The 22,387-nt window shown below is 62.2% G+C and carries 23 protein-coding genes, 1 tRNA gene and 4 pseudogenes; 12 read left to right on the top strand and 16 right to left on the bottom strand.

Annotation, left to right across the window (positions count from 1 at the left end):
- Positions 1–43: 43 nt before the first annotated feature.
- The 3 genes and pseudogenes from rsgA to ACTAQJ_RS23865 form a co-directional block, all read right to left on the bottom strand.
- Positions 44–1,232: pseudogene (rsgA, locus tag ACTAQJ_RS23875) on the bottom strand (ribosome small subunit-dependent GTPase A).
- 202 nt (positions 1,233–1,434) lie between these two features.
- Positions 1,435–1,905: an NUDIX hydrolase gene (locus ACTAQJ_RS23870; RefSeq protein ID WP_498699887.1), complete on the bottom strand. Its 471-nt coding sequence runs from the start codon at positions 1,903–1,905 to the stop codon at positions 1,435–1,437.
- Positions 1,906–1,946: 41 nt separating this feature from the next.
- Positions 1,947–3,743 carry a glycoside hydrolase family 35 protein gene (locus ACTAQJ_RS23865; protein ID WP_498699886.1) on the bottom strand — a complete coding sequence of 599 codons (1,797 nt, stop codon included), beginning with the start codon at positions 3,741–3,743 and terminating at the stop codon, positions 1,947–1,949.
- A 166-nt stretch (positions 3,744–3,909) separates the two neighbouring features.
- Between ACTAQJ_RS23865 and ACTAQJ_RS23860 the strand changes: the two genes are divergently transcribed.
- Complete coding sequence (locus tag ACTAQJ_RS23860; protein ID WP_498699883.1) at positions 3,910–4,815, top strand: pirin family protein; 906 nt, start codon at positions 3,910–3,912, stop codon at positions 4,813–4,815.
- Positions 4,816–4,825: 10 nt separating this feature from the next.
- On the opposite strand, the pseudogene ACTAQJ_RS23855 reads toward ACTAQJ_RS23860, so the two are convergent.
- Positions 4,826–5,760: pseudogene (locus ACTAQJ_RS23855) on the bottom strand (N-acetylglucosamine kinase).
- A gap of 40 nt (positions 5,761–5,800) precedes the next feature.
- Here ACTAQJ_RS23855 and ACTAQJ_RS23850 point away from each other — a divergent pair.
- Positions 5,801–6,835: a nitronate monooxygenase gene (locus ACTAQJ_RS23850; protein ID WP_498699879.1), complete on the top strand. Its 1,035-nt coding sequence runs from the start codon at positions 5,801–5,803 to the stop codon at positions 6,833–6,835.
- Here the strand turns inward: ACTAQJ_RS23850 and ACTAQJ_RS23845 are convergent.
- Positions 6,810–7,785: pseudogene (locus ACTAQJ_RS23845) on the bottom strand (LysR family transcriptional regulator). The gene ACTAQJ_RS23850 and the pseudogene ACTAQJ_RS23845 sit on opposite strands and share 26 nt — an antisense overlap.
- A gap of 106 nt (positions 7,786–7,891) precedes the next feature.
- On the opposite strand from ACTAQJ_RS23845, the pseudogene ACTAQJ_RS23840 reads away from it, so the two are divergent.
- The 3 genes and pseudogenes from ACTAQJ_RS23840 (at position 7,892) to ACTAQJ_RS23830 (ending at position 10,437) form a co-directional block, all read left to right on the top strand.
- Positions 7,892–9,143: pseudogene (locus ACTAQJ_RS23840) on the top strand (MFS transporter).
- Between the two features lie 9 nt (positions 9,144–9,152).
- Positions 9,153–9,815, top strand: a complete 663-nt coding sequence (locus ACTAQJ_RS23835) for a TMEM175 family protein (protein WP_498699876.1) — start codon at positions 9,153–9,155, stop codon at positions 9,813–9,815.
- Between the two features lie 166 nt (positions 9,816–9,981).
- A complete protein-coding gene (locus ACTAQJ_RS23830) occupies positions 9,982–10,437 on the top strand; it encodes an Lrp/AsnC family transcriptional regulator (RefSeq protein WP_254186434.1) in 456 nt (151 codons plus the stop codon).
- A 6-nt stretch (positions 10,438–10,443) separates the two neighbouring features.
- Here the strand turns inward: ACTAQJ_RS23830 and ACTAQJ_RS23825 are convergent, their stop codons facing one another.
- Positions 10,444–11,679, bottom strand: a complete 1,236-nt coding sequence (locus tag ACTAQJ_RS23825) for an MFS transporter (RefSeq protein ID WP_498699874.1) — start codon at positions 11,677–11,679, stop codon at positions 10,444–10,446.
- Between the two features lie 169 nt (positions 11,680–11,848).
- On the opposite strand from ACTAQJ_RS23825, the gene ACTAQJ_RS23820 reads away from it, so the two are divergent.
- The 4 genes from ACTAQJ_RS23820 to zapE are packed head-to-tail and all read left to right on the top strand — an operon-like array spanning position 11,849 to position 14,987.
- A complete protein-coding gene (locus tag ACTAQJ_RS23820; RefSeq protein ID WP_216925165.1) occupies positions 11,849–12,337 on the top strand; it encodes an Lrp/AsnC family transcriptional regulator in 489 nt (162 codons plus the stop codon).
- 47 nt (positions 12,338–12,384) lie between these two features.
- Positions 12,385–12,810, top strand: a complete 426-nt coding sequence (locus ACTAQJ_RS23815; RefSeq protein WP_498699871.1) for a DUF1761 domain-containing protein — start codon at positions 12,385–12,387, stop codon at positions 12,808–12,810.
- A gap of 9 nt (positions 12,811–12,819) precedes the next feature.
- A complete protein-coding gene (gene corA / locus ACTAQJ_RS23810; protein WP_477514909.1) occupies positions 12,820–13,815 on the top strand; it encodes a magnesium/cobalt transporter CorA in 996 nt (331 codons plus the stop codon).
- The gene (gene zapE / locus ACTAQJ_RS23805) at positions 13,812–14,987 is read left to right on the top strand and encodes a cell division protein ZapE (protein ID WP_498699868.1); all 1,176 of its coding nucleotides are present in this window, start codon (positions 13,812–13,814) and stop codon (positions 14,985–14,987) included. Before corA ends, zapE begins: the two co-directional genes overlap by 4 nt.
- 12 nt (positions 14,988–14,999) lie before the next feature.
- Here the strand turns inward: zapE and ACTAQJ_RS23800 are convergent, their stop codons facing one another.
- From ACTAQJ_RS23800 to ACTAQJ_RS23780, 5 genes are read right to left on the bottom strand one after another with little or no spacing between them, the layout of a single operon-like run.
- Positions 15,000–15,530 (bottom strand): ferritin, encoded by a 531-nt coding sequence (locus tag ACTAQJ_RS23800; RefSeq protein ID WP_431115866.1) that lies wholly within the window; start codon positions 15,528–15,530, stop codon positions 15,000–15,002.
- A 45-nt stretch (positions 15,531–15,575) separates the two neighbouring features.
- The gene (crcB, locus tag ACTAQJ_RS23795) at positions 15,576–15,947 is read right to left on the bottom strand and encodes a fluoride efflux transporter CrcB (protein ID WP_477514907.1); all 372 of its coding nucleotides are present in this window, start codon (positions 15,945–15,947) and stop codon (positions 15,576–15,578) included.
- Positions 15,944–16,375: a fluoride efflux transporter FluC gene (locus tag ACTAQJ_RS23790; protein WP_498699863.1), complete on the bottom strand. Its 432-nt coding sequence runs from the start codon at positions 16,373–16,375 to the stop codon at positions 15,944–15,946. The genes crcB and ACTAQJ_RS23790 overlap by 4 nt, the downstream gene beginning before the upstream one ends.
- Positions 16,362–16,868, bottom strand: a complete 507-nt coding sequence (locus ACTAQJ_RS23785; protein ID WP_498699862.1) for a universal stress protein — start codon at positions 16,866–16,868, stop codon at positions 16,362–16,364. The genes ACTAQJ_RS23790 and ACTAQJ_RS23785 overlap by 14 nt, the downstream gene beginning before the upstream one ends.
- Positions 16,869–16,883: 15 nt before the next feature.
- Positions 16,884–17,228: a zinc ribbon domain-containing protein YjdM gene (locus ACTAQJ_RS23780; RefSeq protein WP_431115871.1), complete on the bottom strand. Its 345-nt coding sequence runs from the start codon at positions 17,226–17,228 to the stop codon at positions 16,884–16,886.
- A 202-nt stretch (positions 17,229–17,430) separates the two neighbouring features.
- On the opposite strand from ACTAQJ_RS23780, the gene ACTAQJ_RS23775 reads away from it, so the two are divergent.
- Entirely contained in the window at positions 17,431–17,634 is a 204-nt protein-coding gene (locus ACTAQJ_RS23775) for a cold-shock protein (protein ID WP_144648155.1), read from the top strand.
- 54 nt (positions 17,635–17,688) lie between these two features.
- Here ACTAQJ_RS23775 and ACTAQJ_RS23770 read toward each other — a convergent pair.
- The 5 genes from ACTAQJ_RS23770 to galU form a co-directional block, all read right to left on the bottom strand.
- Positions 17,689–17,761: transfer RNA gene (locus ACTAQJ_RS23770), tRNA-Ala, on the bottom strand.
- 35 nt (positions 17,762–17,796) lie between these two features.
- Positions 17,797–18,597, bottom strand: coding sequence for an SDR family oxidoreductase (locus ACTAQJ_RS23765; RefSeq protein WP_498699860.1), 801 nt, complete (start codon positions 18,595–18,597; stop codon positions 17,797–17,799).
- A 6-nt stretch (positions 18,598–18,603) separates the two neighbouring features.
- On the bottom strand, positions 18,604–19,530 hold the full coding sequence (locus ACTAQJ_RS23760) for a hypothetical protein (RefSeq protein WP_498702249.1): 927 nt from the start codon (positions 19,528–19,530) through the stop codon (positions 18,604–18,606).
- A gap of 131 nt (positions 19,531–19,661) precedes the next feature.
- Entirely contained in the window at positions 19,662–20,288 is a 627-nt protein-coding gene (locus tag ACTAQJ_RS23755; RefSeq protein ID WP_431115873.1) for a GNAT family N-acetyltransferase, read from the bottom strand.
- A gap of 5 nt (positions 20,289–20,293) precedes the next feature.
- The gene (gene galU / locus ACTAQJ_RS23750; protein WP_431115874.1) at positions 20,294–21,226 is read right to left on the bottom strand and encodes a UTP--glucose-1-phosphate uridylyltransferase GalU; all 933 of its coding nucleotides are present in this window, start codon (positions 21,224–21,226) and stop codon (positions 20,294–20,296) included.
- Positions 21,227–21,338: 112 nt separating this feature from the next.
- On the opposite strand from galU, the gene ACTAQJ_RS23745 reads away from it, so the two are divergent.
- Complete coding sequence (locus ACTAQJ_RS23745) at positions 21,339–21,944, top strand: 5-formyltetrahydrofolate cyclo-ligase (protein WP_498699856.1); 606 nt, start codon at positions 21,339–21,341, stop codon at positions 21,942–21,944.
- A gap of 164 nt (positions 21,945–22,108) precedes the next feature.
- Positions 22,109–22,381, top strand: coding sequence for an FmdB family zinc ribbon protein (locus ACTAQJ_RS23740; RefSeq protein ID WP_309925907.1), 273 nt, complete (start codon positions 22,109–22,111; stop codon positions 22,379–22,381).
- The last annotated feature ends 6 nt before the right edge of the window (positions 22,382–22,387 follow it).

Below are 22,387 nucleotides of genomic sequence, written 5' to 3'. Positions count from 1 at the left end.
CGATGTCAGCGACGCCACGTATTCCGTAATGAATCGGCAATGTTCAGCGTTTGCGTCGTTTGCCGCCCTTTGCTGCGCGTTCCTCGGCTTGATCGTGCCGGTGTCTTTCCGCGGCGCGCTGTCCCCTGTCCGCAGACATCACCTTTTGATGCCATTCGCGCTGATAGGCCCGCCTGGCTGCGGCATCGTGTTTCCGGTTCAGGGCTGCCAGTTCGCGTTGCAGTTTGAGGTAGCTTCCCCACCGGCGCGCGTCAAGGCTTTCGTCGGCGAGCGCCTCTTGCACGGCACACCCGGGCTCGGCTCGGTGGGAGCAATCGGCGAAGCGGCAGCGGGCGAACAGCCCTTCAAGGTCGCCGAACATCTCCTCCATTCCCTCCTCGGCGTCGAAGAGCCCGAAACCGCGGACACCCGGAGTGTCCATGAGCACTGCACCGCCTCCCAGCGGCACCAGTTCCCGGGAGGTGGTGGTGTGCCGTCCCTTACCGTCACCGGCACGCACCTCACCCGTTTCCTGGAGATCGCGTCCGGCGAGGGCGTTGATGAGCGTTGATTTGCCGGCACCCGACGGGCCGAGCAGCACCAGCGTGGCCCCTTCCGGGATGTGCTGCCGGAGCTCCTCCAGGCCGTCGCCCTGCTCTGCGGACGTGGTGACCACCTTCTACTCCGGCGGCTTGAAGAATGACTTCACCTACGACGTCGTCGGCCAGGTCCGCGAGGTCGGCTTTGGTAATGACGACCAGCGGGGTTGCCCCGGAATCCCAGGCGGCCACGAGTGTCCGCTCCAACCGGTTATGGGTAAGAGGCCGGTCCACGGGCACTACTACCGCCACGATGTCGATGTTGCTGCCCAGGATTTGTTCCTCGGAGGATGCCTCGAACGCGCGCTTGCGGCTCAGTGCCGAATGCCGTGGAAGAACCTCGACGACGGATGGCTCACCGGCGCGGTTGTGCCCCAGCCACACCCAGTCCCCGGTGGCGGGAACCAAGCCATGCCCGGGATAGGGCAGATGAAGCAGGCCACTGTTCGAGGCTACGAGCAGGCGGTTCCTGTCGAGGCGGACTACCCGTCCGGGAGTGTTGTCGCTCGTGTCGCCGGCCGTAGCGGGGTTGGTGCGGAAGAGTTCAGCGGTGCTTTCGGTATATCCGTATTCTGTTGGGCCTTCGAGGCGGTTGCCGTCGCCGGCGCCGCTGATACTGATTTTTGGGTCGCTTGAAGAAGCGTAAGTTTTCACGTTGGAACCTCTGCTGAGGCCCGGCCGCCTAATTTTGGCAGGCTGATGCCGGGACAGGAATGGTGGTGTGATGATGGTGCGCCGCGCGTGAGTGCGGGGCGCGCAGGATTATGGCAATCATCATTTCCACCTCCTCGGCATCCAGGCCGGCAACTGGCAGGCCGGCAACGTTCTACAGCGTAGCCAAGCCAAGGGGCTTTGACTAGGTTTTTTGGAGCCTTTCGTTGAGCTTCCCGTCAGCAGGCCGCTCATTGTGCAGGCGCAACGCCACGTCCACCAGGGAGACCCGGTTGAGTTTGCCGATGTCCTCCAGGGGAATCCACGCCGCGTGGGTGGTGCTGCCGTCCACCTCGTGCGTCAACTCGCCACCGACGATTGTGGCTTCGTAAACGAGCCGTAGTGCTTGGAAGTCCCGAAGCGAACCGTCTGCCAGGGCATCAGCGGGCCAGTGCCCGACGTCGATGCCCAGCATGCGATCAATCCGGGCCTCGTAGCCGGTTTCCTCAAAGACCTCGCGGCGGCATCCGTCCACGGGATGCTCCGCAAGGTCCAGTCCCCCGCCAGGCAGTGTCCAACCTTCTTTGCCGTCCTGCTTCCAGTAGGCGAGAAGGATCCGGTCCTCCTGAATGATGACGGCGTAAGCGGCAGGGCGGGTGTCGAACTCCAGGGTCATGGTGCCAGCTTAGTTGGCAGCTACTTCTGAGTCGGTCTGCACTAAGGCAATTCGGCCGCCGTTATTGGCCCCGCCTCTTCCGGGCCAAGGTTCGGTCCTTCGCGGAGTTCGACGACGGTTCCCGCCTTGACGAGCTCCAGCACCTTGATGCTGTTGAGGCCAATCTTTACCAGAGGTGCAGGGGCGTACAGGGTGACCTGCGGCCCTTTGTCCCAGTACCGACCTAACAGGAAGCCGTTGAGCCACACGAAGCCCTTTCCGGAATCCGGGAGTGCAATATATGTATCCCCCGGTTCCCCAGCCTCGAATTCCGCTCCCGCCAGTCCTTCAAGGTCCTCGGGCGCCCATTCAGCCAAAGCCACGGGTGTCTGCGTCCAATGGAAGGTGTAGCGCTGGTTGATCAGGACGCCGCCCAGGATTCCTTTGCCATGTCCGGTCAGAGGGCCGTAGTTGATGCGGCCCAGGTTCTCCACCAGGATCTCCAGCTTGGCCGGGACGCCGGTTCCGGTGACAATCAACCCTTCGGCCCCATTCACATCGTCCAGGATCCCGGCGAACTGACCATCCACCCAGATGTAGGCGCGGTCGTTCAGCCCTGTGATTTTCAGGCGGCTCTCCACTGGAGCCTCGGGGCGTCCCGGGAGAGTCGCTTCGGCTGCATAGAGGACCATGCCGGCGTCGAGCCCCAACTCTTCAAAAGTGAGCGGTTTGACGCTGCTAACGGGCTTGCCCGAATCGCGGACTAGCTCCACCAGGTCCCGGCCTTCCGTCAGGGCCAGCGACTGCGCTGGAAGGACCGGCGCATCCGCGAGCAACTCGACGGATAGTTCAGGAAGGTCCTGAATGCCTTGGGCGCGGTAGAACTCCTGGCGGAAGGCATGGAATTTGGGCGTCAAGGCTCCGTTCTCGGCAATGGGGGCATCGGAGTCGTAGCTGGTGACCGTTGGCTGGAGCGTGGTGCCATCGTGGTTGCTGCCCGATCCCAGGCCAAAGTTGGTGCCGCCATGTGCCATGTAGACGCATACCGATCCACCAGCATCGAGCATCTTGCGTGCTTCCGCAGCGGCGTCATGGGCGTCGCGGCGATGGTGGTGTTCGCCCCAGTGGTCAAACCAGCCACCCCAGAATTCGACATTGAAGAAGGGCTCGTCCGGTCGGCGCCGCTTCCAGATAGCGATGGCCTCATCACCCCGGCTTCCCAACGTGGCTGTCGCCCAGGTTCCGTCCACGGAGCCGCCGTCGAGGAAGTAGTCAGTACCGCCGTCGGCTGTGAACAGCAGCTCAGTGATCCCGCGCTCCTCCAACTCACGGCGGTTCCAGCGGATGTACTCGTGGTCGTCGCCGTAGCTGCCATATTCGTTCTCGATCTGGACGGCGACGACGGGACCACCGGCCGATGCCTGCCGTGCGGCGACATGCGGGAGAAGGTGATCGAACCATTCCTCGATCGCGGCAGTAAACTGTGGATCCATGCAGCGCAGGCCGATCCCGGGGATTCCAGTGAGCCAGGCCGGGAAGCCGCCGTTGTCCCACTCCGCGCAGATGTAGGGGCCGGGCCGGACAATCACGTCCAAACCTTCCTCAGCGGCGAGGTCGATGAAACGGCCAATGTCCCGCCAGCCTGTAAAGTCCGGCGCCTCTTCGCGCTTAGGCTGGTGGAAGTTCCAGGCAACGTAGGTGTCAACGGTGTTGGCGCCCATGGCCTTGAGTCGACGCAGCCGGTCCTGCCACAAATCGGGGTGAACACGGAAGTAGTGGATGGCTCCGGCAAGGATGCGATACGGTTCACCGGAACGGTAAAGGACGGCGTCGTGGTAGCTCAAAAGGGCGTTGCTCACACGGAACAGATTAGCTCAACTTCCAACATTTATGCACAGGTGATGAACACATGACCAATCTTGATACTTCGCCGGCGGAACAGAGACCCGCCCCGCCCATGAAGGACAAGGCCCGTGCGTCCAGTTATGGCCAGAGCGTGAAGTTCCCCTCGGCGGAGTCCGTGCCATGAACGTGTTCCGCACCCTGCCCCAGCGCGGGTTGCCCACCGTTGGCGCTTGGTGCTTCCTGGACAGTTTTGGTCCGGACCGTGTGGCAATGAGCGTTCTCCCCCACCCTCACTGCGGCCTCCAAACCGTGACATGGCCGCTGGAGGGGGCCGTGAGGCACCGCGACAGCGTGGGAAGCGATGTGGTGGTCAAACCGGGTGAACTGAACATCATGACCGCTGGCCATGGAATCTCCCATTCGGAATTCTCGGTCCTGCCTGCAGCTACGGTGGCCGGAGCCGATGACGAGATTCCCATGTCGCGGGGACTCCAGCTGTGGGTTGCGCTCCCTGACGAGCACCGGCACCGCGAACCCTCCTTCGAGCAACACAGCGAGCTGCCAGTGGCTGTTGGCGACGGGTACACAGCAACGGTGATGGTGGGTGAATTTGCCGGTGAACGCTCCCCTGCCACTATGTTCAGCCCCATCGTGGGCGCTGACATCACTGGCGCAGGTACGCTCCAGCTTCCGCTGCGCCCGGACTTTGAGCATGCAGTGTTGGTGCTGGACGGCCACCTGGTCATCGACGGCGAAGACATCGAACCGGGCCCCCTGGCCTATCTGGGCGCCGGAAGGCAGAACCTGATCGTAGAGGCCCAACCGGATACCCGTTTCATGCTTTTGGGCGGCGAACCGTTCGGGGAAGACCTCTTAATGTGGTGGAACTTCGTGGGACGTACGCATGAGGAAGTGGAAAAAGCGCGTTTGGAATGGGAGGCCGAAGGCCTGCTCGACGACGACGCTGCCGCCACTTCACGCTTCGGACTGGTCCAGGGCCATGGTCCTGACGCCGGGCCGGAAGCCGGACGCATTCCCGCGCCGCCGCTTCCGGGCGTCAAGCTGCGTCCTCGTACCAGAGGCTGAGCTAAAGGCGTTACGCCCGCTGCTCGGCCACAAGCCGGGGGACGCCGAACACGGGGTCCTGCTGGAGAATCCGGACATCGACGATGCCCCGCTCGCCCAGCCGCGCCTTGAATGATTCCTGCAGGCGGCGGACGTTCATGCCCAGTCCGCTGCCCAGAATTACGGGACCGTCCAAGCCCAGTTGTCGAACCACCTGCTCGGCCAGGTCAGCTAGGTCCTTCCCCGCTTGGTCCACCAGGCTGGCGCTGGTTTCATCACCGGCGTCCGCAGCCTCGACGACGAGCCGCGCTTGTTGCGCCCAATAACGGCGACCGGTTTCCGGGGAGTGGAACAAGGCGATCAATTTGCCAGGCTCGTCCACTCCGCAGGAGTCCAGCAGGGCACGGCTCAGCGTGTCCGGCTCGAGCCCCTGGTTCATGCGACGCAAGCTGTGGCGCACGGCTTCGCGGCCAAGCCAGTAGCCGCTTCCCTCGTCGCCCAGAAGGTAGCCCCAACCTCCGGCCCGGGCTTCCTCCCCGGCGGCGTTCCTACCCCACGCGGCCGAGCCGGTTCCTGCAATCACGGCGACGCCCGTGCTCGCTCCCCCGCGGCCAGGAGCAGCCTGGAATCGTGAACGACGGTGATGCGGGCCCCGGGGACGTGTGGAGAGATCAGGTCTGCGAGCGCTTGCGCGTCCTCGTCGGTATCAATTCCTCCGGCGCCCGCGTAAACCTCGTCAATGTCACCGCCGCCGATCTTTCCGAAAAGTTCGGCGAGATTTGCCATGGCCTGCTCGCGGCTCACGTTCTGCACATTGGAGCTTCCGGCGCTTTCGTCCCGGACGGGAACGCCGTCTTCGAACCTCACACCCCGCGTTTTCGTACCGCCGATATCCAGCCCGATCACGGTACCGGAGAGTGCCTCCGGGGACGCGTGGGAATGCATGGCAGAGTCAAGATTGTTCACCGTGAAAGACTAGCTTGGAGCGTCCCGAGGAGAAACCGCAATGTCGCATTCCCTGTTTGATACGCCTTTCATTGCAGCGCCCATGGCTGGTGGAACGTCCACTACCGCCCTTGTGCAGGCAGTTCAAGCCGGCGGCGGCTTGGGTTTTCTTGCTGCCGGTTATAAAAGCCCCGAGGCCATGACGGCCGAGATCGCAGCTGCGCGTGCCATGGGCATCCGTTTCGGAATGAACGTTTTTGTGCCGGATATGGCGCAACTCTCCCCGTCCCCGGCGGCGCGCGCGAGGATGGAGGCGTACCGGACGGAACTTGAAGCAGAGGCGGCCCGCTACGGCGTGGCAGTCCCAGCCCTTCGATTTGACGACGACGACGCCTGGCAGGACAAAATCGACGCACTGATCGCGGATCCTGTGGAGTTCGTCAGCTTCGTCTTCGGGCTTCCGGGACGTTCCGTGGTCAAGGCCTTGCAGAAGGCCGGAACTGCTGTCATGTCCAGTGTGACCAGTGTTGCCGAGGCCCTTGCCGCCGCGGAGGAAGGACCGGATGCCCTGGCGGTGCAGCATAGTTCCGCAGGAGCACACACGGCGGCGTTCCTCGCGGCCGACGCAGGAGAAAACGCAAGCAGCACGACGGCGGGTCTCATCGCCCAGGTGCGTGCCGCCGTCGACCTTCCTTTGATTGGGGCCGGTGCGATCAGCGACGGTTCAGCGCTTCGCGAAGTCCTGGCTGCTGGTGCGGCAGCCGCGCAAGTTGGTACCGCGCTGGTACGTACGGAGGAAAGCGGAGCCCGGCAACCGCATAAAGATGCCCTCAGCGATCCGCGCTACACGGAGACGGCCAGGACCCGGGCCTTTACCGGACGATTCGCCCGCTCGCTGGTCAACGAGTTCGTCCGCGACCACACGGACGCGCCAGAGGGTTATCCGGCAATCCATCATCTGACGGCGCCGATCCGGGCAGCAGCATCGGCGGCGGGTGATCCTGACCGCCTCAATTTGTGGGCGGGCACCGGTTGGCGATCCGCAAAGGAAGGATCCGCGGAGGATGTCGTCAGGGATTTCCTGAGCGTGCTCTGACAAGCTCGGCCAGCAATGCTTCGCCCTCACTGACCACCAGCTCACGGAATAGCCTGACGGCGTCGGGTTCGAAAGTGCGCTCCCGCCAAGCCATGCCGATCTGACGGAAGGCAAGGTCGGATTCAATGGGAACTTCCACAAGTCCCAACTCGGCCCCCGGCAGAAATTGGCCAGTGCCGGAACCCGGCCCTGCGGGAGGCAGGATGCTGAAGCCCAGACCGGCCGCGACCAGCCCCCGGACAGTGTGGGATTCCTGGACTTCAAAGGCAGTGCGCGGACGGAAGCCTGCTTCGCGCAACAGCGCTTCGCCCAGGGCCCGGAGGCCGACACCGGCGGGCAGCGTCACATAAGGGTCATGCCGACAGCTCGGACAGGTGCACGCTGGAGCGGTTCGCGAGGAGGTGTCGATAATGCAGCACTACGCGCAGCGGCTCCCTGTAGAGGGCCAGGGAGTGGATGCCCTTTCCTTCCGGGGCGAGCGGTGCAGTGAGGGCGAAATCTGTATCGCCCCTGGCCAGTTCTTCCAGGCAGTCGTCGCGCGGACCCTGCCGGAGCTCGAAGACCGTATGCGGATGCCGGCCGCGGTACGCGCTGATGAGCAGGGGCAGCGTCGCTTCACCGAACGTGTGCTGGAACGAGACGCCGATGCGTCCCCTCACCACGTCCGATTCGTGCCTTACCCTGTCCAATCCCGCCTGGAAGTCTTCCAGCGCCGCTTCGATATAGGGCAGCAATGTTTTTGCCGCCGGAGTCAGGCGGATGCCACGCCCGTCACGAACAAGAAGATCCATCCCCACAATCGCGCTTGCCCTGGCCACTGCACGGCTCACCGTGGACTGGGGAACGCCGAGGAGCTCGGCCGTCTCCGTCATATGCTCCGTCCGGCCCAATTCTGCCAGGACGGGTAGGAGCGGCAGTAGTTGCACAAGCTGTTGGTGATCCGGTTCCATGTGCCTGCCGTTCCGTTCCAGCATCAGTAAGAATCATGCATTTCTGCATAAATCATAAGCGAATCATGCATTGGAACGCACAGTCCAGGAAGCCTAATCTGGGCCAGTGACTAAAACAGCGGTGAGCGTTACAGCATGGGACGGGCACGCCAAGGGTTCCCGTGGCTACCGACGTGTGCTTGCCGCGTTGGCCTTGGCTGGCGTCGCTACATTTGCCCAGCTGTACTCAACCCAGGCCGTCCTGCCACTTATGGCGGCCGACCTCCGAATCTCCGCAGCAGAAGCCGCACTGAGTATCTCCCTGGCCACCGTGGGACTTGCCGTCAGCGTCCTGCCGTGGTCCTTCGTCGCAGACAGGATCGGCCGGGTTCGTGCAATGGCCATCGGCATCGGAGCAGCAACGGTGCTGGGGCTGGTTGTTCCACTGGCACCGACCGTTCCATTGGTCCTGGGACTGAGAACTCTTGAAGGCATGGCCCTGGGCGGAATCCCGGCCATAGCCATCGCGTATCTCAACGAAGAAGTCACCAAGATCCACACGGCACTGGCGGCCGGAAGCTACGTTGCTGGAACCACGCTCGGCGGACTTGCCGGACGCTTGGTCGCGGGTCCAGTGGGAGAACTATGGGGGTGGCGGGCAGCTGCGCTGGCAGTGTCCCTGCTGGCCACCGTCTCCGCGGTCCTGTTCGTGGTGCTGGTTCCCAAACAGCGACGTTTCATGCCGGCGCCAGCCAACGGATTCCGAGGAGCCTTGCGCACGCTGGGAAGCCATTCCAGAAACCCCAAACTGTTCTCCCTTTATCTTCAGGCATTCCTGCTGATGGGTGGATTTGTCGCGGTCTACAACTACCTTGGATTCCGGCTCCACGGTGAACCATTCGGACTTCCCACCACGCTGGTGAGCCTCATTTTCCTGGCCTACCTGTCCGGTACTCTCAGCTCCCGGTGGGCGGCCGGACTCACCACGCGCTTTGGGCGGCGCAATGTCCTGCTCTTTGCAGATTCCATGATGCATTGCAGGACTCGCCCTGACGTTGGCAGAGAACCTCGTGGCAACGTTGATCGGCCTCGTGGTGTTTACTGGAGGCTTCTTCGCAGCCCACAGCGTGGGTTCCGGCTGGACCGGCGCCATTGCCACAACAGGCCGCGCCCAGGCGGCATCGCTCTACAACCTCTCCTACTATTTAGGCTCCAGTGTCATCGGCTGGGCGGGAGGCCTGGCTTTCCAGGCATTCGGGTGGCCGGCTTTGGCGTGGAGCGTCATGGCCCTTGCCGTCACGACGGCGGTAATCACCGCCGTCGTACATCGCTCACCGCCGGTGCAAACCAGGCCGCTTTCGGCACCGGAACCCCTATAATCGTCATGCATGACAGAGGTCACAAGTTCCCGGGAGCTGTCCTCGCCGGAACGGCTGCAGGCGTTTACCGATGCCGTGGTGGCGATCGCCTTGACGCTGCTGATCCTCCCCCTCATGGAGAGCGTTGGTGAACTGGCTGACCATCATGGCACCACAGCCCAGTGGTTTGCCGAGGAGCGGTATCCCCTCCTGGGATTCGTCCTGAGCTTTGTCCTTATCTCTGTTTTTTGGGTGCACCACCACCGGCTGTTCCGCAACGTCCGGCTCGTGGATTCAGCACTTTTGTGGCTGACTATCGCATGGATGTTCACCATTGTGTGGATGCCGGTGGCAACTGCACTGTCAACACAGATGCAGGGGGATTGGGCGCAGCCGCTTGCCTACATAGGCACCCTTTTCGCTACGAGCTTCCTGCTGCTGCTGGCCCGCGTCTATCTTCGCTCGCACCCTCATTTGCATGACCTGGACGAGGCGGCCACGAGGTCCGGGATCCAGGCCGGGACCATCGTGGCGGCGCTCTTTCTCGCCGCGCTGATCCTGGCTCTCATAGTTCCGGACTTGGGAAACCTGCCACTGCTCCTGATGGTGCTCAGTGAGCCACTCCAACGGCTCTTCCGGCGTCGGGGCCTCAAGAACAGCGAGCGAAAAGGTCTGGACACACCACAAAAATAATCCACGTTGTACCGGGGTGACCTCAGGCAAATATTCGGGAACTGCAAGCAGAAACGAATGGATAGCCAGGATTTCAGTGATTATGATGAATGAAAGGCAATTTCAGGAGGATCCGTGAGCAACCCCGCGAAGAAATGTTCGGCCAAATTCAGGCAGCGCCGAGCCGCTGGACGCTATTGATGAACGGATTCTCGCCGCCCTGGTGGAGGACGCCCGCATCTCCAATAAACAATTGGCAGAACTCGTGGGAATCGCTCCCTCCACTGCGCTGATGCGGACAAGGGCCCTGTCCGAACGCGGGATCATCGAAGGCTTTGAGGCGATCCTCAGCCTGCCGGCCATCGGCCGCTCGGTGCAGGCGCTCATTGCTGTCCGTCTCCGCGCCCATGATCGGGACCAAATCGACCGCTTCACCGCACGCGTCCCGAAGCTGCCTGCGGTGATCTCCACGTTCCACACAACAGGCTCCGTGGACTATCTTCTGCACATTGCTGTTGCCAATACTGACGACCTCCGCAACTGGCTGCTCGATAACCTCGCTACCGATCCGGTGGTCGGCCACACGGAAACCACCATGGTCTTCCAGCACATCCCCGGCAACCGCGGTCCGCTTCCCGAGTAGCCAGGCTCAGGCGTGCCGGGCACCCCGGAGTGAAGCCGCAGCGAGCGCCAGGGCCGCAACCCCGCACAGCACGGTAAAACCAACGACGGCGGCCTGCAAGCCCAGCGCCGAGACCGCCAATCCCAAGCCAATCACCGGAACCGCGCTTCCCAAATAGGTGATGACGTACACCGTGCTGATGACCTGCGCATGCCGGGCTGCCTCGACCTTCCCGGCAACGTCGTTGAACACCTGACGGAAGGCGATGCCCTGCCCTGCACCCGCAGTGACGCTGGCTGCAACCAGCAACAACGGACTCGACCAAGCTGCGGCAGCTCCCACCAGGACTATCGAGATGCCCAACACCGCCAGGGCAACGGGGACCAGGTAGCGTCCGCGGACTCCCACCAGCTGGCTGAGCGCCGATGCACCCAAGGTCACCCCAGCCAGCAGCCCAATAAGGGGTCTGGAATCAGCATGCACCACCGTTGCGAAATACCCGGGAGCCAGCGACAGGCAGAACCCAAAGACTGCGAAGCTCAGGAAGCCCACTGCCGATGCCATCCAAAAAGCACCGCGTGCGTGACTCGAGATGGCGGGTTTTCGTGGAGCGAGAACCTTGAACGCCGGCTTTCCTGCAGCGGGGGCAATCGCGGGCCTTGCCTTGAGTAGCCACAGTGGAATGAGCGTGGCAAGCAGCACCCCGGAGTGGATGTAATAGGGCGTTCGCGTAGGGTCCGGAAGCAGCGACAGGAGACCACCGATCGCGGGTCCGGCAGCCACGCCACCAGCCGAGGAGAGCAACGTGAAGCGCGAAGCCCAGTCAGGCCTCTGGGGCAACAGTTCACGCAGGGCTGCGGAGCTGGCCCCTGTGGCCAGCCCTACTGCCACGCCTTGGAAGGCCCTGCCGAGGGACAACATGCCAAGACTGTCCGCATTCGCGAAGATGATGCCGCCCAGCAAACCCATGACGACGGCAAGCACCAGTGCTGCCCGCCTCCCAATGTGATCGGACCAATGCCCCGCCACCATCAGAGCCACAACAAGCGCCAGTACGTAGCTGGCAAAGGCCACCGTGACGTCCAAGGAGGACATACCCAGGCTGGCCTGCAGCAAAGGGTATAGAGGTGTGGCCAGGTTAGCGCCCACCAGCAGCGTGAACATCACTATGCCGGCCAGGACCAGCCTTGCAGTGGTGGTGGCATCCCAACTCCAGACGCCGGCTTTGGCCGGACGCATGCGGAGTTCGCTCAAGACAGTCATTTCCGTGCCTTTGATTCGGGGCTGCGCGGGGGTTCCTTGTGGGATGGAGGGCGCAGCCAGGTTTCGGTAGCAACAGATTGCCGCAGTACTGCGCTCAACGAAGCAGGAACGTGGGAAAATTGAGCAAAATACTCAAAGTAGTGTCGTCTAAGTAAGCCGGAGTGACCATTTGAATACCTTGGACCCCATGGACTTGAAGATCCTGCTGGAACTCATCAAGGACCCCCGCATCCAGATCGCCGAGCTCAGCGATTCCCTCGGCATCGCCCGCAATACTGCACAGAGCCGCCTTAAACGGCTGCTCCGGTCCGGGGTCCTTCAGGCAGCAGGCCGCGAAGTGGACCTCGAAAAGGTGGGGTACGACGTCGTAGCTTTCATCACCATTGAAGTGACCCACCGCGAACTCGATGGCGTCATCGGCGCCCTGCGGCTGATTCCACAAGTGCTGGAGGTCCACGAAATCTCCGGACGTGGAGATCTCTGGTGCCGCGTGGTGGCAACCGATACGCATAATCTGCAATCCGCGCTGAGGTCCGTCCTGCGTACCAAGGGCGTGATCCGAACAGAAACTGTCCTGGCCCTCCACACGCATATCCCCTACCGCACGGAGCCACTGATGGAAAGGTTGGCCGGGTCCACCAACACGCGGTCAGCATGAGCGCTTGAACACGGTTCCAGGGGTCGCACCCGATTAGGCTTTTGACCATGGATTGGCTCTCACACATATCGGACATCAACTGGCTCGCTATCCTCCTGGCTTTCATATCAAGCATGGTGATCGGGTTCGTTTGGTACATGCCGGCCGTCCTGGGGCGCCGGTGGATGCAAGCGATCGGCAAAACCGAAGAGGACCTGAAAAACATCGACGGCGGTGCGGGCATCTGGATTCCCATGATGACTGCCGCGGCGCTGACCAGCATTCTCCTGGCCATCCTGATCAGCGCCCTGGAGCTCAACACTTTCCTGGGCGGTGGCGTCTTCGCTCTGATCCTGGCCTTGGTTTTCCGTGCCGGAGGACATGTCATCCACAATGGTTTCGCCGGGCGCCCCTCTGAGGTGACCGTTATTGATGCGGGGCACGACATCCTCGCCATGACCATTGCCGGGGCCATCATCGGTGCCATGCAGTAGCGTTCACTCGTGACCATCATTGATAACGCCGTCTATGTAGAGGGTGTGCGCACAGCCACCCCGCACAACCTGGAGCAAACTTTCGAGACACTCTCGGAGCAAGGTGGCATGGCATGGATCGGGCTTTACCGGCCCACCCGGGACGAGATGACTGCCGTCGCCCAGGAATTCGGCCTCCACGAACTCGCAGTTGAGGATGCCGTTTCGGCGCACCAGCGGCCGAAGCTGGAACGCTACGACAACAACCTTTTCACGGTCCTGCGCCCCGCCCGGTATCTCGATGCAACCGAGACGGTGGAGTTCGGCGAGCTGCACGTCTTCACCGGTCCCAACTTCGTGGTGACCATCCGGCACGCTGAGACCGGCGGAGTTGCGCGTGTCCGCCACCGTTTGGAACAGCGCCCGGACCTCTTGCGGCATGGACCGGAAGCGGTGCTGTATGCCCTTCTGGACCAGGTGGTGGACGATTACGCGCCTGTTGTGGCCGGACTCGAGAACGACATCGACGAAATTGAGGATCAGCTCTTCAGCGGCGACACCGCGGTTTCACGGCGAATCTATGAACTTGCCCGTGAAGTCATCCAATTCCAAAGGGCTATCCAGCCACTGCCGGACATCATGGCGCTGCTTGAGAAGGGCTTCGAGAAGTACGGCGTGGACATCGAACTCCAGCGCTCCCTCCGGGACGTAGAGGACCACGTCCAGCGCGTGATCTCCAGGGTGAACTCCTTCAGGGATCTCCTCCAGAACGCCCTGACCCTGGACGGCACCCTGACAGCGAACCGGCAGAACGAGGCGAGCGCTGCCCAGAACGAGCAGGTCAAGAAGATCTCCTCATGGGCCGCCATTCTGTTCGCACCGTCCTTTGTGGCCGGCGTTTATGGCATGAACTTCGACCATATGCCGGAGTTGCACTGGGACTTCGGCTATCCAATGGCGATCGGGCTCATGGTTGGAGCAGCAATGCTGATGTATCTCATTTTCAAGCGGAAAGGCTGGCTGTGACGCCCCCGCTCGGCCCACAACGAGGAAGCCGCCCGCAACGAGGAAAACAGGGCAACCCGGAAACTGTCCTGGAGCTCTTGGAGGGCATAACGCACGACGCCGGACGGTTGGGTTTCCAGCTTGAGCCCAGTCAGCATGAAGCAGCGCAGCAGTTGGCGGCCTTTGGTGCAGCGGTGACGGCCCGCCGTCGCGCGCTACAGCTGAGGACGCCGCGAAGCATCTACCTTCACGGACCTGTGGGTCGCGGTAAAACGTGGCTCATGGACAGTTTCCACGACAGGCTCCGGGCACGGAAACGTCGCGTCCACTTTCATGATTTCTTCCGCAGGCTCCACGCCGGAACGCACCGTTCCGGTTCCGCGGATGGGACCGCCATACAGCACTCGGTGGATGCGCTCCTGGCGGACATCGATGTCCTGTTCTTCGACGAATTCCATGTCCATGACGTTGGGGACGGAATGTTTATCGCGCGATTGCTGCGCACCGCGGCGCAGCGCCGGATTCCCTTGGTGGTGACGTCCAACTACGCCCCGGACGATTTACTGCCCAATCCCCTGTGGCACGACCATTTTGTGCCCACCATCGAAGCCATCAAAGAGATGATGGAGATTGTGGAGATCAACGGCCCCGCCGATTTCCGGCGGTTTCCTGCAGCAGGTACAAAACCCGGCGATGCGCCCAAGGCATTCAGCTCTGGCCGGATCATCACGCCGGGCACGCCCAAACAACTGGGACGGTTGGGGCTCTTCCGGCCATCCGCGTCCCAAAGCCGTGTCCTAACCCCAACAACGCAACCGATCGTGGTCAAGAACGCAGACCCGGACCTGCTCTGGGTGGGGTTTCCGGAATTGTGCGCAGGGCTGACCTCCACCGCGGACTTCCTGGCCTTGGCGCACAGTTTCAAGACCTGGGTCATCGACGACGTTCCCTCCCCTGCCGGGGGCGACCCTGCTTCCGTGCCCGCATGGCAACGGTTCAGCAATGCCGTCGACGTGCTTCACGATCAGGACATCACGTTGTTCCTGATCGGCGCGGGACCCCTGGACTGGGACGCCGAGGCCTCCGGCAGTGTCCTGCCCGTGGATCTTGCCCGCATTGCCAGCCGCCTGTCCCTGCTGGGCAGGTCCGATCATGACGATGCCTTGGCAATCGAAGAGGCCGCCGGAAGCTGAGCTTTTTTGCCGCTAGATCACGCCGCCGGCAGCAGAGGGCGCACTGGAATCATGCCCAGCATCGCCTACGCTCTCACGGGCAACATAATTCTCGATATCGAAGAGGTTCTCCGCCCGCTCCGTGATGTTTAGAAGCGTGGTCATGGAGGCAACTTCCTCAACCTGTTCCTTCAGGAACCACAGCATGAACTGCTCGCCCAGGGCGTCGCCCTCGGCACGGGCGGCGCGGAACATCTCCTCAATGTTGCGGGTGACTTCCCTTTCCTGTTCAAGAGCCAAAGCGATGGGTTCCTTGGCGTTGGAGAAGTTGTTGCGAACCGGGGCGATGCCGGGGATCTCGACGGGCACGTTGCGGTCCAGCATGTACTGGACCATCATCATGGCGTGATTCCGCTCCTCGAGGGACTGGCGGTAAAAATGCCGGGCAAGCTGCGGCAAGTCCTGACCGTCAAAATACACGGCTACTGCAATGTATTGCTGGGAGGCCGCAAACTCATTGGCGACCTGAACGGACAACAGCTCATTGAATGTCTTCTTAGCCATGGCACCGATCCTACAGCCGGGCCAAGACAGCCAAGCGGTCATCCGTTAAGCCAGCAGCAGAGCGAACCAAACGCCGGCAGCGGCAGCCCCGACGCTAACGGCCATGGAACCCAAGCCGTTGACGAGCGCCAGCCCCATCCGCCCACTCTGCACCAGCCTGATGGTCTCCAGGCTTGCCGTGCTGAAGGTGGTATAGCCTCCCAGGAAACCAGTGCCGAGGATGAGTTGAAGGGATTCGGGCGCCTGCCCTTCCATCACCAGTCCAGCCAGGAACCCCAGGAGCAAGGAACCGGAGACATTGATGAAGATGGTGGCCCACGGCAGGGCAGTACGGACGCGTGCCCGGATGAGCCCGTCCATCATGAATCTAACAGCCGCGCCCAGTCCCCCGGCGAGGGCCAACAGGACGACAGTCATTTCGCACGCCTGTGATGCCATGCGGCGAGCCAGATTCCGGCCATGGTTGCTGCCGCTCCACCCAGCAGGCTCATGCCCAGATAACCCAGGGCAGCAGTCGACTCACCCGCAGTGAACAGGTGCACCGCATCCAAGGCGAGCGTGCTGTACGTGGTGTAAGCCCCCAGGAAGCCCGTACCCAAGGCGAGGCGCAACGCCCGGCGACGTCCGACGTCGGGCCCCCTCCTGGCCAGCCCCTCAAGCAAAGCGCCGAGCGCCAGGGCGCCGGAAACGTTGATCAAAAGGGTGGGTAACGGCCAGGACCCTGGCGCGGGAATCAAGAGTCCGAGGCCGTAGCGGGCGAGCGCCCCCAAGACGCCACCTGCGGCCACTATTCCGATGAACCCCCAGTGAAGATGGACGGGACGCCTGATCTCAGTCGTCATCATCCACCGGCACCCGTGGCTCCACGGGTACAACGAGTACAGGACGGTCCTGGCGGTGGAAGAGCTGCCGGGCAATGGAGCCCGCCGTCAGCTCTTTGACGGCCGAACCGAGCTTGCGGTCCCTGGAGCCCACCACAATCATGGACGCCCCGATATCTTCGGCCTCACGGGCCAACGCCCGTGCCGGCTCCCCTGCCAGGGAAACGATGGACCAGTTCAGATCAGCTTCGGCCAACTGGGTGGCAATTGCTGTCCGCACGGATTCCGGGGCGCTCTCGGCGTCATCGTCCACGCCGTCGGGATCAATCGGGGCCGACGGCCCGCCCGTGGTGCCGTCCACGGGATAGACGGTCACATCGACGAACGCACACACCAGCGGGAGCCCGGCGCTGAGCGCCACCTCAGCGGCACGCTCGACGACGACAGGCCGCTGCCCGGGCATGACGCCTACCAGGATGGGGCCGTTGAGGCCTTTGGAAGCTGGGGTCCCGGTCATTTTCTAAGGCTCCCGTCAGACTTTCTTCACAACGCTGGACTTGAGCTGCATGGGGCCGAATCCGTCCACTTTGCAGTCAATATCGTGGTCTCCCACGCCGTCGACGAGCCGGATGTTCCGCACTTTGGTGCCGACCTTGATGGCCGTGGCACTGCCCTTCACTTTGAGGTCCTTGACCACCGTGACGGTGTCGCCGTCACTCAGGATGTTGCCCACGGCGTCTTTGATGACATGCACCTGCCCGTCGCTCTCGGCCGCGGGTGACCATTCGTGGGCGCATTCAGGGCAAACCAACAGCGCGCCCATCTGGTACGTGTATTCACTGGAGCATTCGGGGCACGGAGGAAGGGAGTCGTTCACAGGGTAATTCTAGAGGGCATCCGCCGTCGCCAGGCTCTTCCAACCACAGCCCGACAGCGTACCCCGGCACAACGACATTACGAAAGGCACGGCAGAATCTGTTGCCCCATGTCAGATCGGCACATAGGCTCAATAATGTGAGTGGCGGGGACGGTGATCCGACAAGCGGTACCGACCAGCGACCCGTGAAGGAAAAACAAGCATGGCTACAGGCACAGTAAAATGGTTCAACGCTGAAAAGGGCTTCGGATTTATTGCCCCGGACGACGGTGGCCCGGATGTATTCGCCCACTATTCCGCAATTACCTCCAGCGGATACCGTTCCTTGGACGAGAACCAGAAGGTCCAGTTCGACATCACCCAAGGCCCTAAGGGACCTCAGGCGGAGAACATCCAACCCCTCTAAACTCCCATAAGAAACCGGCCAGGCATATTGTGCCTGGCCGGTTTTTTGTATCTGTGGAGCTAAGGAGATTCGAACTCCTGACCTCTTCGATGCGAACGAAGCGCTCTACCAACTGAGCTATAGCCCCTGGACACGGCTTACGGCCGGACCAGTGTCCCTAGGCTACAAAGTTTCCCGGCGCTTTTCCAACCACGACACGAACGTTTCAGTACCATACCTTTGCTCGGGCATGAGGTTGAGTCCTGCGCGCAGGTAGGCACCCATGGCACCCGGCAGTGGGACTTCCAGAACCTTGCCTCGGGCGCCAGTAATGGCCTTCCACGACTCCGCCATGTCCTTCATGGCCAGCACCTCGGGGCCGGCAATGGTCCTGACCCGGTGCTGCTCGGGAGAAGGCGGTTCCAGCGCAGCTTCGAGCAATGCAGCTCCGGCTTCCCTGGGTGAAATCGTTTGGAAGCGCACTCCCTTGAATGCCGGAATCAACCGCGTCTTTGCGCCTGCAGCAAAGATCATTTCCACCAGGTTGTGGAATTGCGTGGCTCTGATAACCACCGTTTCCAGTTCGGCCCTCGCGTAGACCCGTTCCTTTGCCGCTTTGGAGACATAGTAGGAATGGGCGCTCTTGTCGCAGTTGATAATCGACAACGCCACAGCCCTGCGAACACCTCCCTGGTGAGCCGCGCCAAGAAGACGCTCCCCGCCGTCGGCAAATTGCTTTTGGGCTTTCCCGAACTGACCCTCAAGGCAATCAATGACGACGTCGGCACCCGCCAGCGCAGCTGCCAGGCCATCGCCTGTGGTGACGTCGCCAGCAAAGTAGGTGGCGGCGTCGTAATGCTTCTCCGAACCGGGAGGCGGCACGTGGCGACTCAGGGCAGATACTTTGAGCCCGGCGTCCAGCGCTTGGCGAACAACTTCACGGCCTACCTGGCCGGTGCCACCAGCAACACAGAGCGTGGTCATGCCGGGCTAGGCGCGGCGACGCTGCAGGACATCGTCCAGGTTGCTCAGGGCACTCTGCCCCTTGGATGCAGTACGCACCTGCGCAGCTGTGGCGGCCTCCGCCTGCTCAACACTTTGCTTCAGCACGGGCTTGCCCACGGGCTTGGGAGCTTCAGGAAGATCCAAGGGCTCGGGAGCGGGGCGCGGCGCCTTGGCGGCACCAACGTAAGTGGGCTTGGGAACCTCAACCGGTTCCCAGCTGGCATCTTCGGAACCAGCGGCCGCTTCAGCGGACCTGTCACCAGCGGACTTGTCGCCGGCGGACTTGTCTCCGGCGGCAAGGGCAACAGCCAAGGCAGCCTGGCGTAGTTCCACTGCGGAAAGCCGAGCGGCTTCGAGCTTTCCAGCCTCAGCATCGAAAACCGGTACTTCCTTGGCTTCGACGAACGGTTCCTTTGGCAGGTACCGTGCCGGGGTTTGGATGGGCACCACCGGGGCAGCCCGACGCGCGCGGCGTTCCCGGAGATCCCGGAGGGCGAGTCGCCGCAAAGTCACCACGGCAAGTACGGCACCCACGAACGACACCAACGGCAGCCAGACGGTACCTGTGCCGAACAGCCGCAGCACGCCCGAAACAATGGCAGTCAGCAATAAAGCAAGGCCGGCAAGGGCCAAGGTGAGCCGGGCATAACGGATCGTAAAGGGAGTTGGGGGCGGCTTCCTGGGAGACGACTCAGCCACGCTGGATTCCTGGGGCGACGCCGGTGCTTTGCTGTGCATGGTCTCCATCGGTTTCTCCTGCCGGGGTGCCAAAGTCAGTACCACCCCTGCCTGCGTTTCGTCTGGTTCGTCGTCAAATGCCTCTGCTGAAACAGTGGCTGCCTGGACCTGCTGCCGTCTGTTCCGAAGTACGTAAGGAGCGACCCATACCATCCAAAGCGCGACAGTGACCACGAGTATCACTGAGCTGCTGAGAGGGAAGTCCACATTCAAAACCGTAGAAGCAAATCATCAGGGGCGGCGGCATTGCGGTCGGTGTGTCGTCGGCGAGTCCGCAAATGAATGGAGATACGGCTCAAAAGGGCCTATGACCTGCCTGTTCTTCCTCTGAGCCACCCGTCAAGGAGTCCCTGCGGAACTTCATCCGACGTGAGCGCGAAAGAGCGATGATCCGCCCACTCGCCATTGATGTGCAAGTATCTCAGCCGGTAGCCCTCGTCCCGGAATCCGAGCTTTTCCACCACCCGGAGACTTGGCGCGTTCTCCGGCCGGATATTGATTTCCATCCTGTGCAGGCCAAGGGTCCGGAAGCAGTGGTCCGTAGCCATCGCAACTGCAGTGGGAGCAATACCGTGCCCGGCGCGTTCCTTGTCAACCCAGTAACCCAGGGTAGCCATCATCGCCGAACCCCACACGATGGATGAGACCGTCAACTGACCCACAATTTGCGGCTCACGGAAACCCTCGGTCCGCTCCGTGATGAGGAAAGGCAAGGCCGTGGACTGCCGGGCCTGCGCATTCAGGGATGCCACCATTTGGCGGTAGCTGGGCAGGCGTCCACCCGGCGCAGGATTGGACGCCTCCCAGGGTGCAAGCCATTCACTGTTCCGCGAACGGACTTCAGACCACTCCCGCTTGTCGCGGTAACGGATTGGCCGGAGCACCAAGGCTCCGCTTTCCAGCGTTACCGGCCAGATCGCAGAGCCGTACACCGGTGTTATTTGGGAAGACCGGCAGTGAAGGTGGGCAGCCACTCGCGGAGCTCGGGGCCCAGGTCATCACGTTCGCATGCCAACTCGATGCAGGCCTTCAAGTAGCTCAACTTGTCACCGGTGTCATAGCGGCGTCCACGGAAGACAACGCCATAAACGCCGTAGCCTTCACCTTCCCCGGCAGCCAGAACCTCAAGGGCATCCGTCAGCTGGATTTCTCCGCCGCGTCCGGGGGCAGTCTTCTCCAGGACGTCGAACACCGCAGGGTGGAGAACGTAGCGGCCGATCACGGCAAGGTTGGACGGAGCTTCTTCGGGGGACGGCTTTTCCACCAGCTGCTTGATGCGGACGTAGCCGTCTTCACCGTTTTCCTCGACGTCGGCGCAACCGTAGGCGCTGATCTTGGAAGGCTCAACTTCAATGAGGGCAACAACGGAACCACCGGTTTTTTGCTGGACAGCGATCATTTCGCTGAGCAGGTCCTCGCGGGGATCGATCAGGTCATCGCCCAGCAAAACGGCGAACGGCTCGTACCCGACGTGCTGCTTTGCACGGAGGACCGCGTGGCCGAGGCCGTTGGGGTCGCCCTGGCGGACGTAGTGGATGTCGCCCAGGTTGGTGGCGGACTGGATGGCTTCAAGCTTGGCAGTATCGCCCTTCGCTGCCAGCGTTGCTTCCAACGCCGGCACACGGTCAAAGTGATCTTCCAGGGCGCGCTTGCTGCGCCCGGTGATCATCAGGACGTCGTGCAGGCCAACCTTCACCGCTTCTTCGACGACGTACTGGATGGCTGGCTTGTCAACCACGGGCAGCATTTCCTTCGGCATCGCCTTTGTGGCGGGGAGGAACCTGGTACCAAGACCCGCTGCGGGGATGACGGCCTTACGGACAGCATTGTTATCGAGAGTCACCGGACTAATGTAACGGAAGGAATACATCAACGGGTAAACCCTCGCCGTGGCAAGACGCAGAAACAGCCCTTGAACTGGAGCGGATTTGCTGCTTTACGTAGACCACGGTAGCCCGCGCGAATCTCATGATCGGACAAAAATGGCATCGAAGGAAGACATCCGCAGCAGCCGACGCCGCTACAGGCGCAGCCTCTCCAAGGAGCAAGTAGCCCAAGCCGGCGAATCAATTGCCCTGCACGGTTTGGCATGGGCCCGGAAGATTTCGGCCGGATCCCCCAGGACATTCGCGATCTACGTCGGCGTCTCCCACGAACCCCCAACCATGCCCCTGATCGCAGGGCTCCACAACGCCGGCCACCAGGTCCTGCTTCCCGTCTGCGAGGCCGGGCGCCAGCTGAGCTGGGTGTACTGGACGCCGGAGACAGCCTTCGTTCGGTCCGACTACGCACCCATCGACGAACCCGAAGGCGAGCGTTTGGACAGTGCTGTGGTGAGCGCTGTTGCGGGCATCTTCATGCCGGCCACCGCTGTGGACCGGGATGGCAACCGCATCGGACAGGGTGGCGGCTACTACGACCGACTCCTCCAACGCCTGGACAGTTCCGGTGGGCGGCCACCCACCATTGCGGTGGTGTACGACGACGATGTGTTGCCTTCCGGAGCTATCCCTGCCGAGCCTTTTGACCGCCCGGTGCCGGATGCGTTGACGCCGTCGGGAATCATCACGCTTGGCGGTGGGGAGTGACCTGGTTGACGCTACGTGAAGTCCCGCATTTACGTGGAGTTGGCAGATAGCGAATGAGCGGGATGCGGATGATAGAATTGGCACTCAGGCCCTGCGACTGCTAATGCGGAGATTCTCCGCCACGGCTCCACAGGACCTGAACCTTGTCCTGAAGGAGGAACTCAGTGCCCACATACGCATACGCCTGCAAAGACTGTGACCATGCCTTTGACATCGTCCAGTCCTTCTCTGACAGCTCCCTGACGGAGTGCCCTGAATGCCAGGGCGCGCTCCGCAAGAAGTTCAACAGCGTCGGCGTTGTCTTCAAGGGCTCGGGCTTCTACCGCACGGATTCGCGCGATGCCAAGGGCAGCACCGTCTCCGCTGCGCCCTCCTCCCCGGCGACTCCTGCCCCTGCTGCCACGCCTGCACCAGCAGCCGCAGCCGCAGCAAGCTAGCCAGCA

The sequence above is a fragment of the Arthrobacter sp. alpha11c genome, from assembly GCF_054149985.1.
This window is presented reverse-complemented; position numbering and strand designations above follow the sequence as displayed.

Excerpts from the sequence above, each read along its gene's own strand:
- ACTAQJ_RS23870 (WP_498699887.1), bottom strand. The coding sequence starts at position 1,905 with ATGACCCTGGAGTTCGACACCCGCCCTGCCGCTTACGCCGTCATCATT.
- ACTAQJ_RS23860 (WP_498699883.1), top strand. The coding sequence starts at position 3,910 with ATGAACGTGTTCCGCACCCTGCCCCAGCGCGGGTTGCCCACCGTTGGC.
- ACTAQJ_RS23850 (WP_498699879.1), top strand. The coding sequence starts at position 5,801 with ATGTCGCATTCCCTGTTTGATACGCCTTTCATTGCAGCGCCCATGGCT.
- ACTAQJ_RS23835 (WP_498699876.1), top strand. The coding sequence starts at position 9,153 with ATGACAGAGGTCACAAGTTCCCGGGAGCTGTCCTCGCCGGAACGGCTG.
- ACTAQJ_RS23825 (WP_498699874.1), bottom strand. The coding sequence starts at position 11,679 with ATGACTGTCTTGAGCGAACTCCGCATGCGTCCGGCCAAAGCCGGCGTC.
- ACTAQJ_RS23815 (WP_498699871.1), top strand. The coding sequence starts at position 12,385 with ATGGATTGGCTCTCACACATATCGGACATCAACTGGCTCGCTATCCTC.
- ACTAQJ_RS23800 (WP_431115866.1), bottom strand. The coding sequence starts at position 15,530 with ATGGCTAAGAAGACATTCAATGAGCTGTTGTCCGTTCAGGTCGCCAAT.
- crcB (WP_477514907.1), bottom strand. The coding sequence starts at position 15,947 with ATGACTGTCGTCCTGTTGGCCCTCGCCGGGGGACTGGGCGCGGCTGTT.
- ACTAQJ_RS23790 (WP_498699863.1), bottom strand. The coding sequence starts at position 16,375 with ATGATGACGACTGAGATCAGGCGTCCCGTCCATCTTCACTGGGGGTTC.
- ACTAQJ_RS23785 (WP_498699862.1), bottom strand. The coding sequence starts at position 16,868 with ATGACCGGGACCCCAGCTTCCAAAGGCCTCAACGGCCCCATCCTGGTA.
- ACTAQJ_RS23775 (WP_144648155.1), top strand. The coding sequence starts at position 17,431 with ATGGCTACAGGCACAGTAAAATGGTTCAACGCTGAAAAGGGCTTCGGA.
- ACTAQJ_RS23765 (WP_498699860.1), bottom strand. The coding sequence starts at position 18,597 with ATGACCACGCTCTGTGTTGCTGGTGGCACCGGCCAGGTAGGCCGTGAA.
- galU (WP_431115874.1), bottom strand. The coding sequence starts at position 21,226 with ATGTATTCCTTCCGTTACATTAGTCCGGTGACTCTCGATAACAATGCT.
- ACTAQJ_RS23745 (WP_498699856.1), top strand. The coding sequence starts at position 21,339 with ATGGCATCGAAGGAAGACATCCGCAGCAGCCGACGCCGCTACAGGCGC.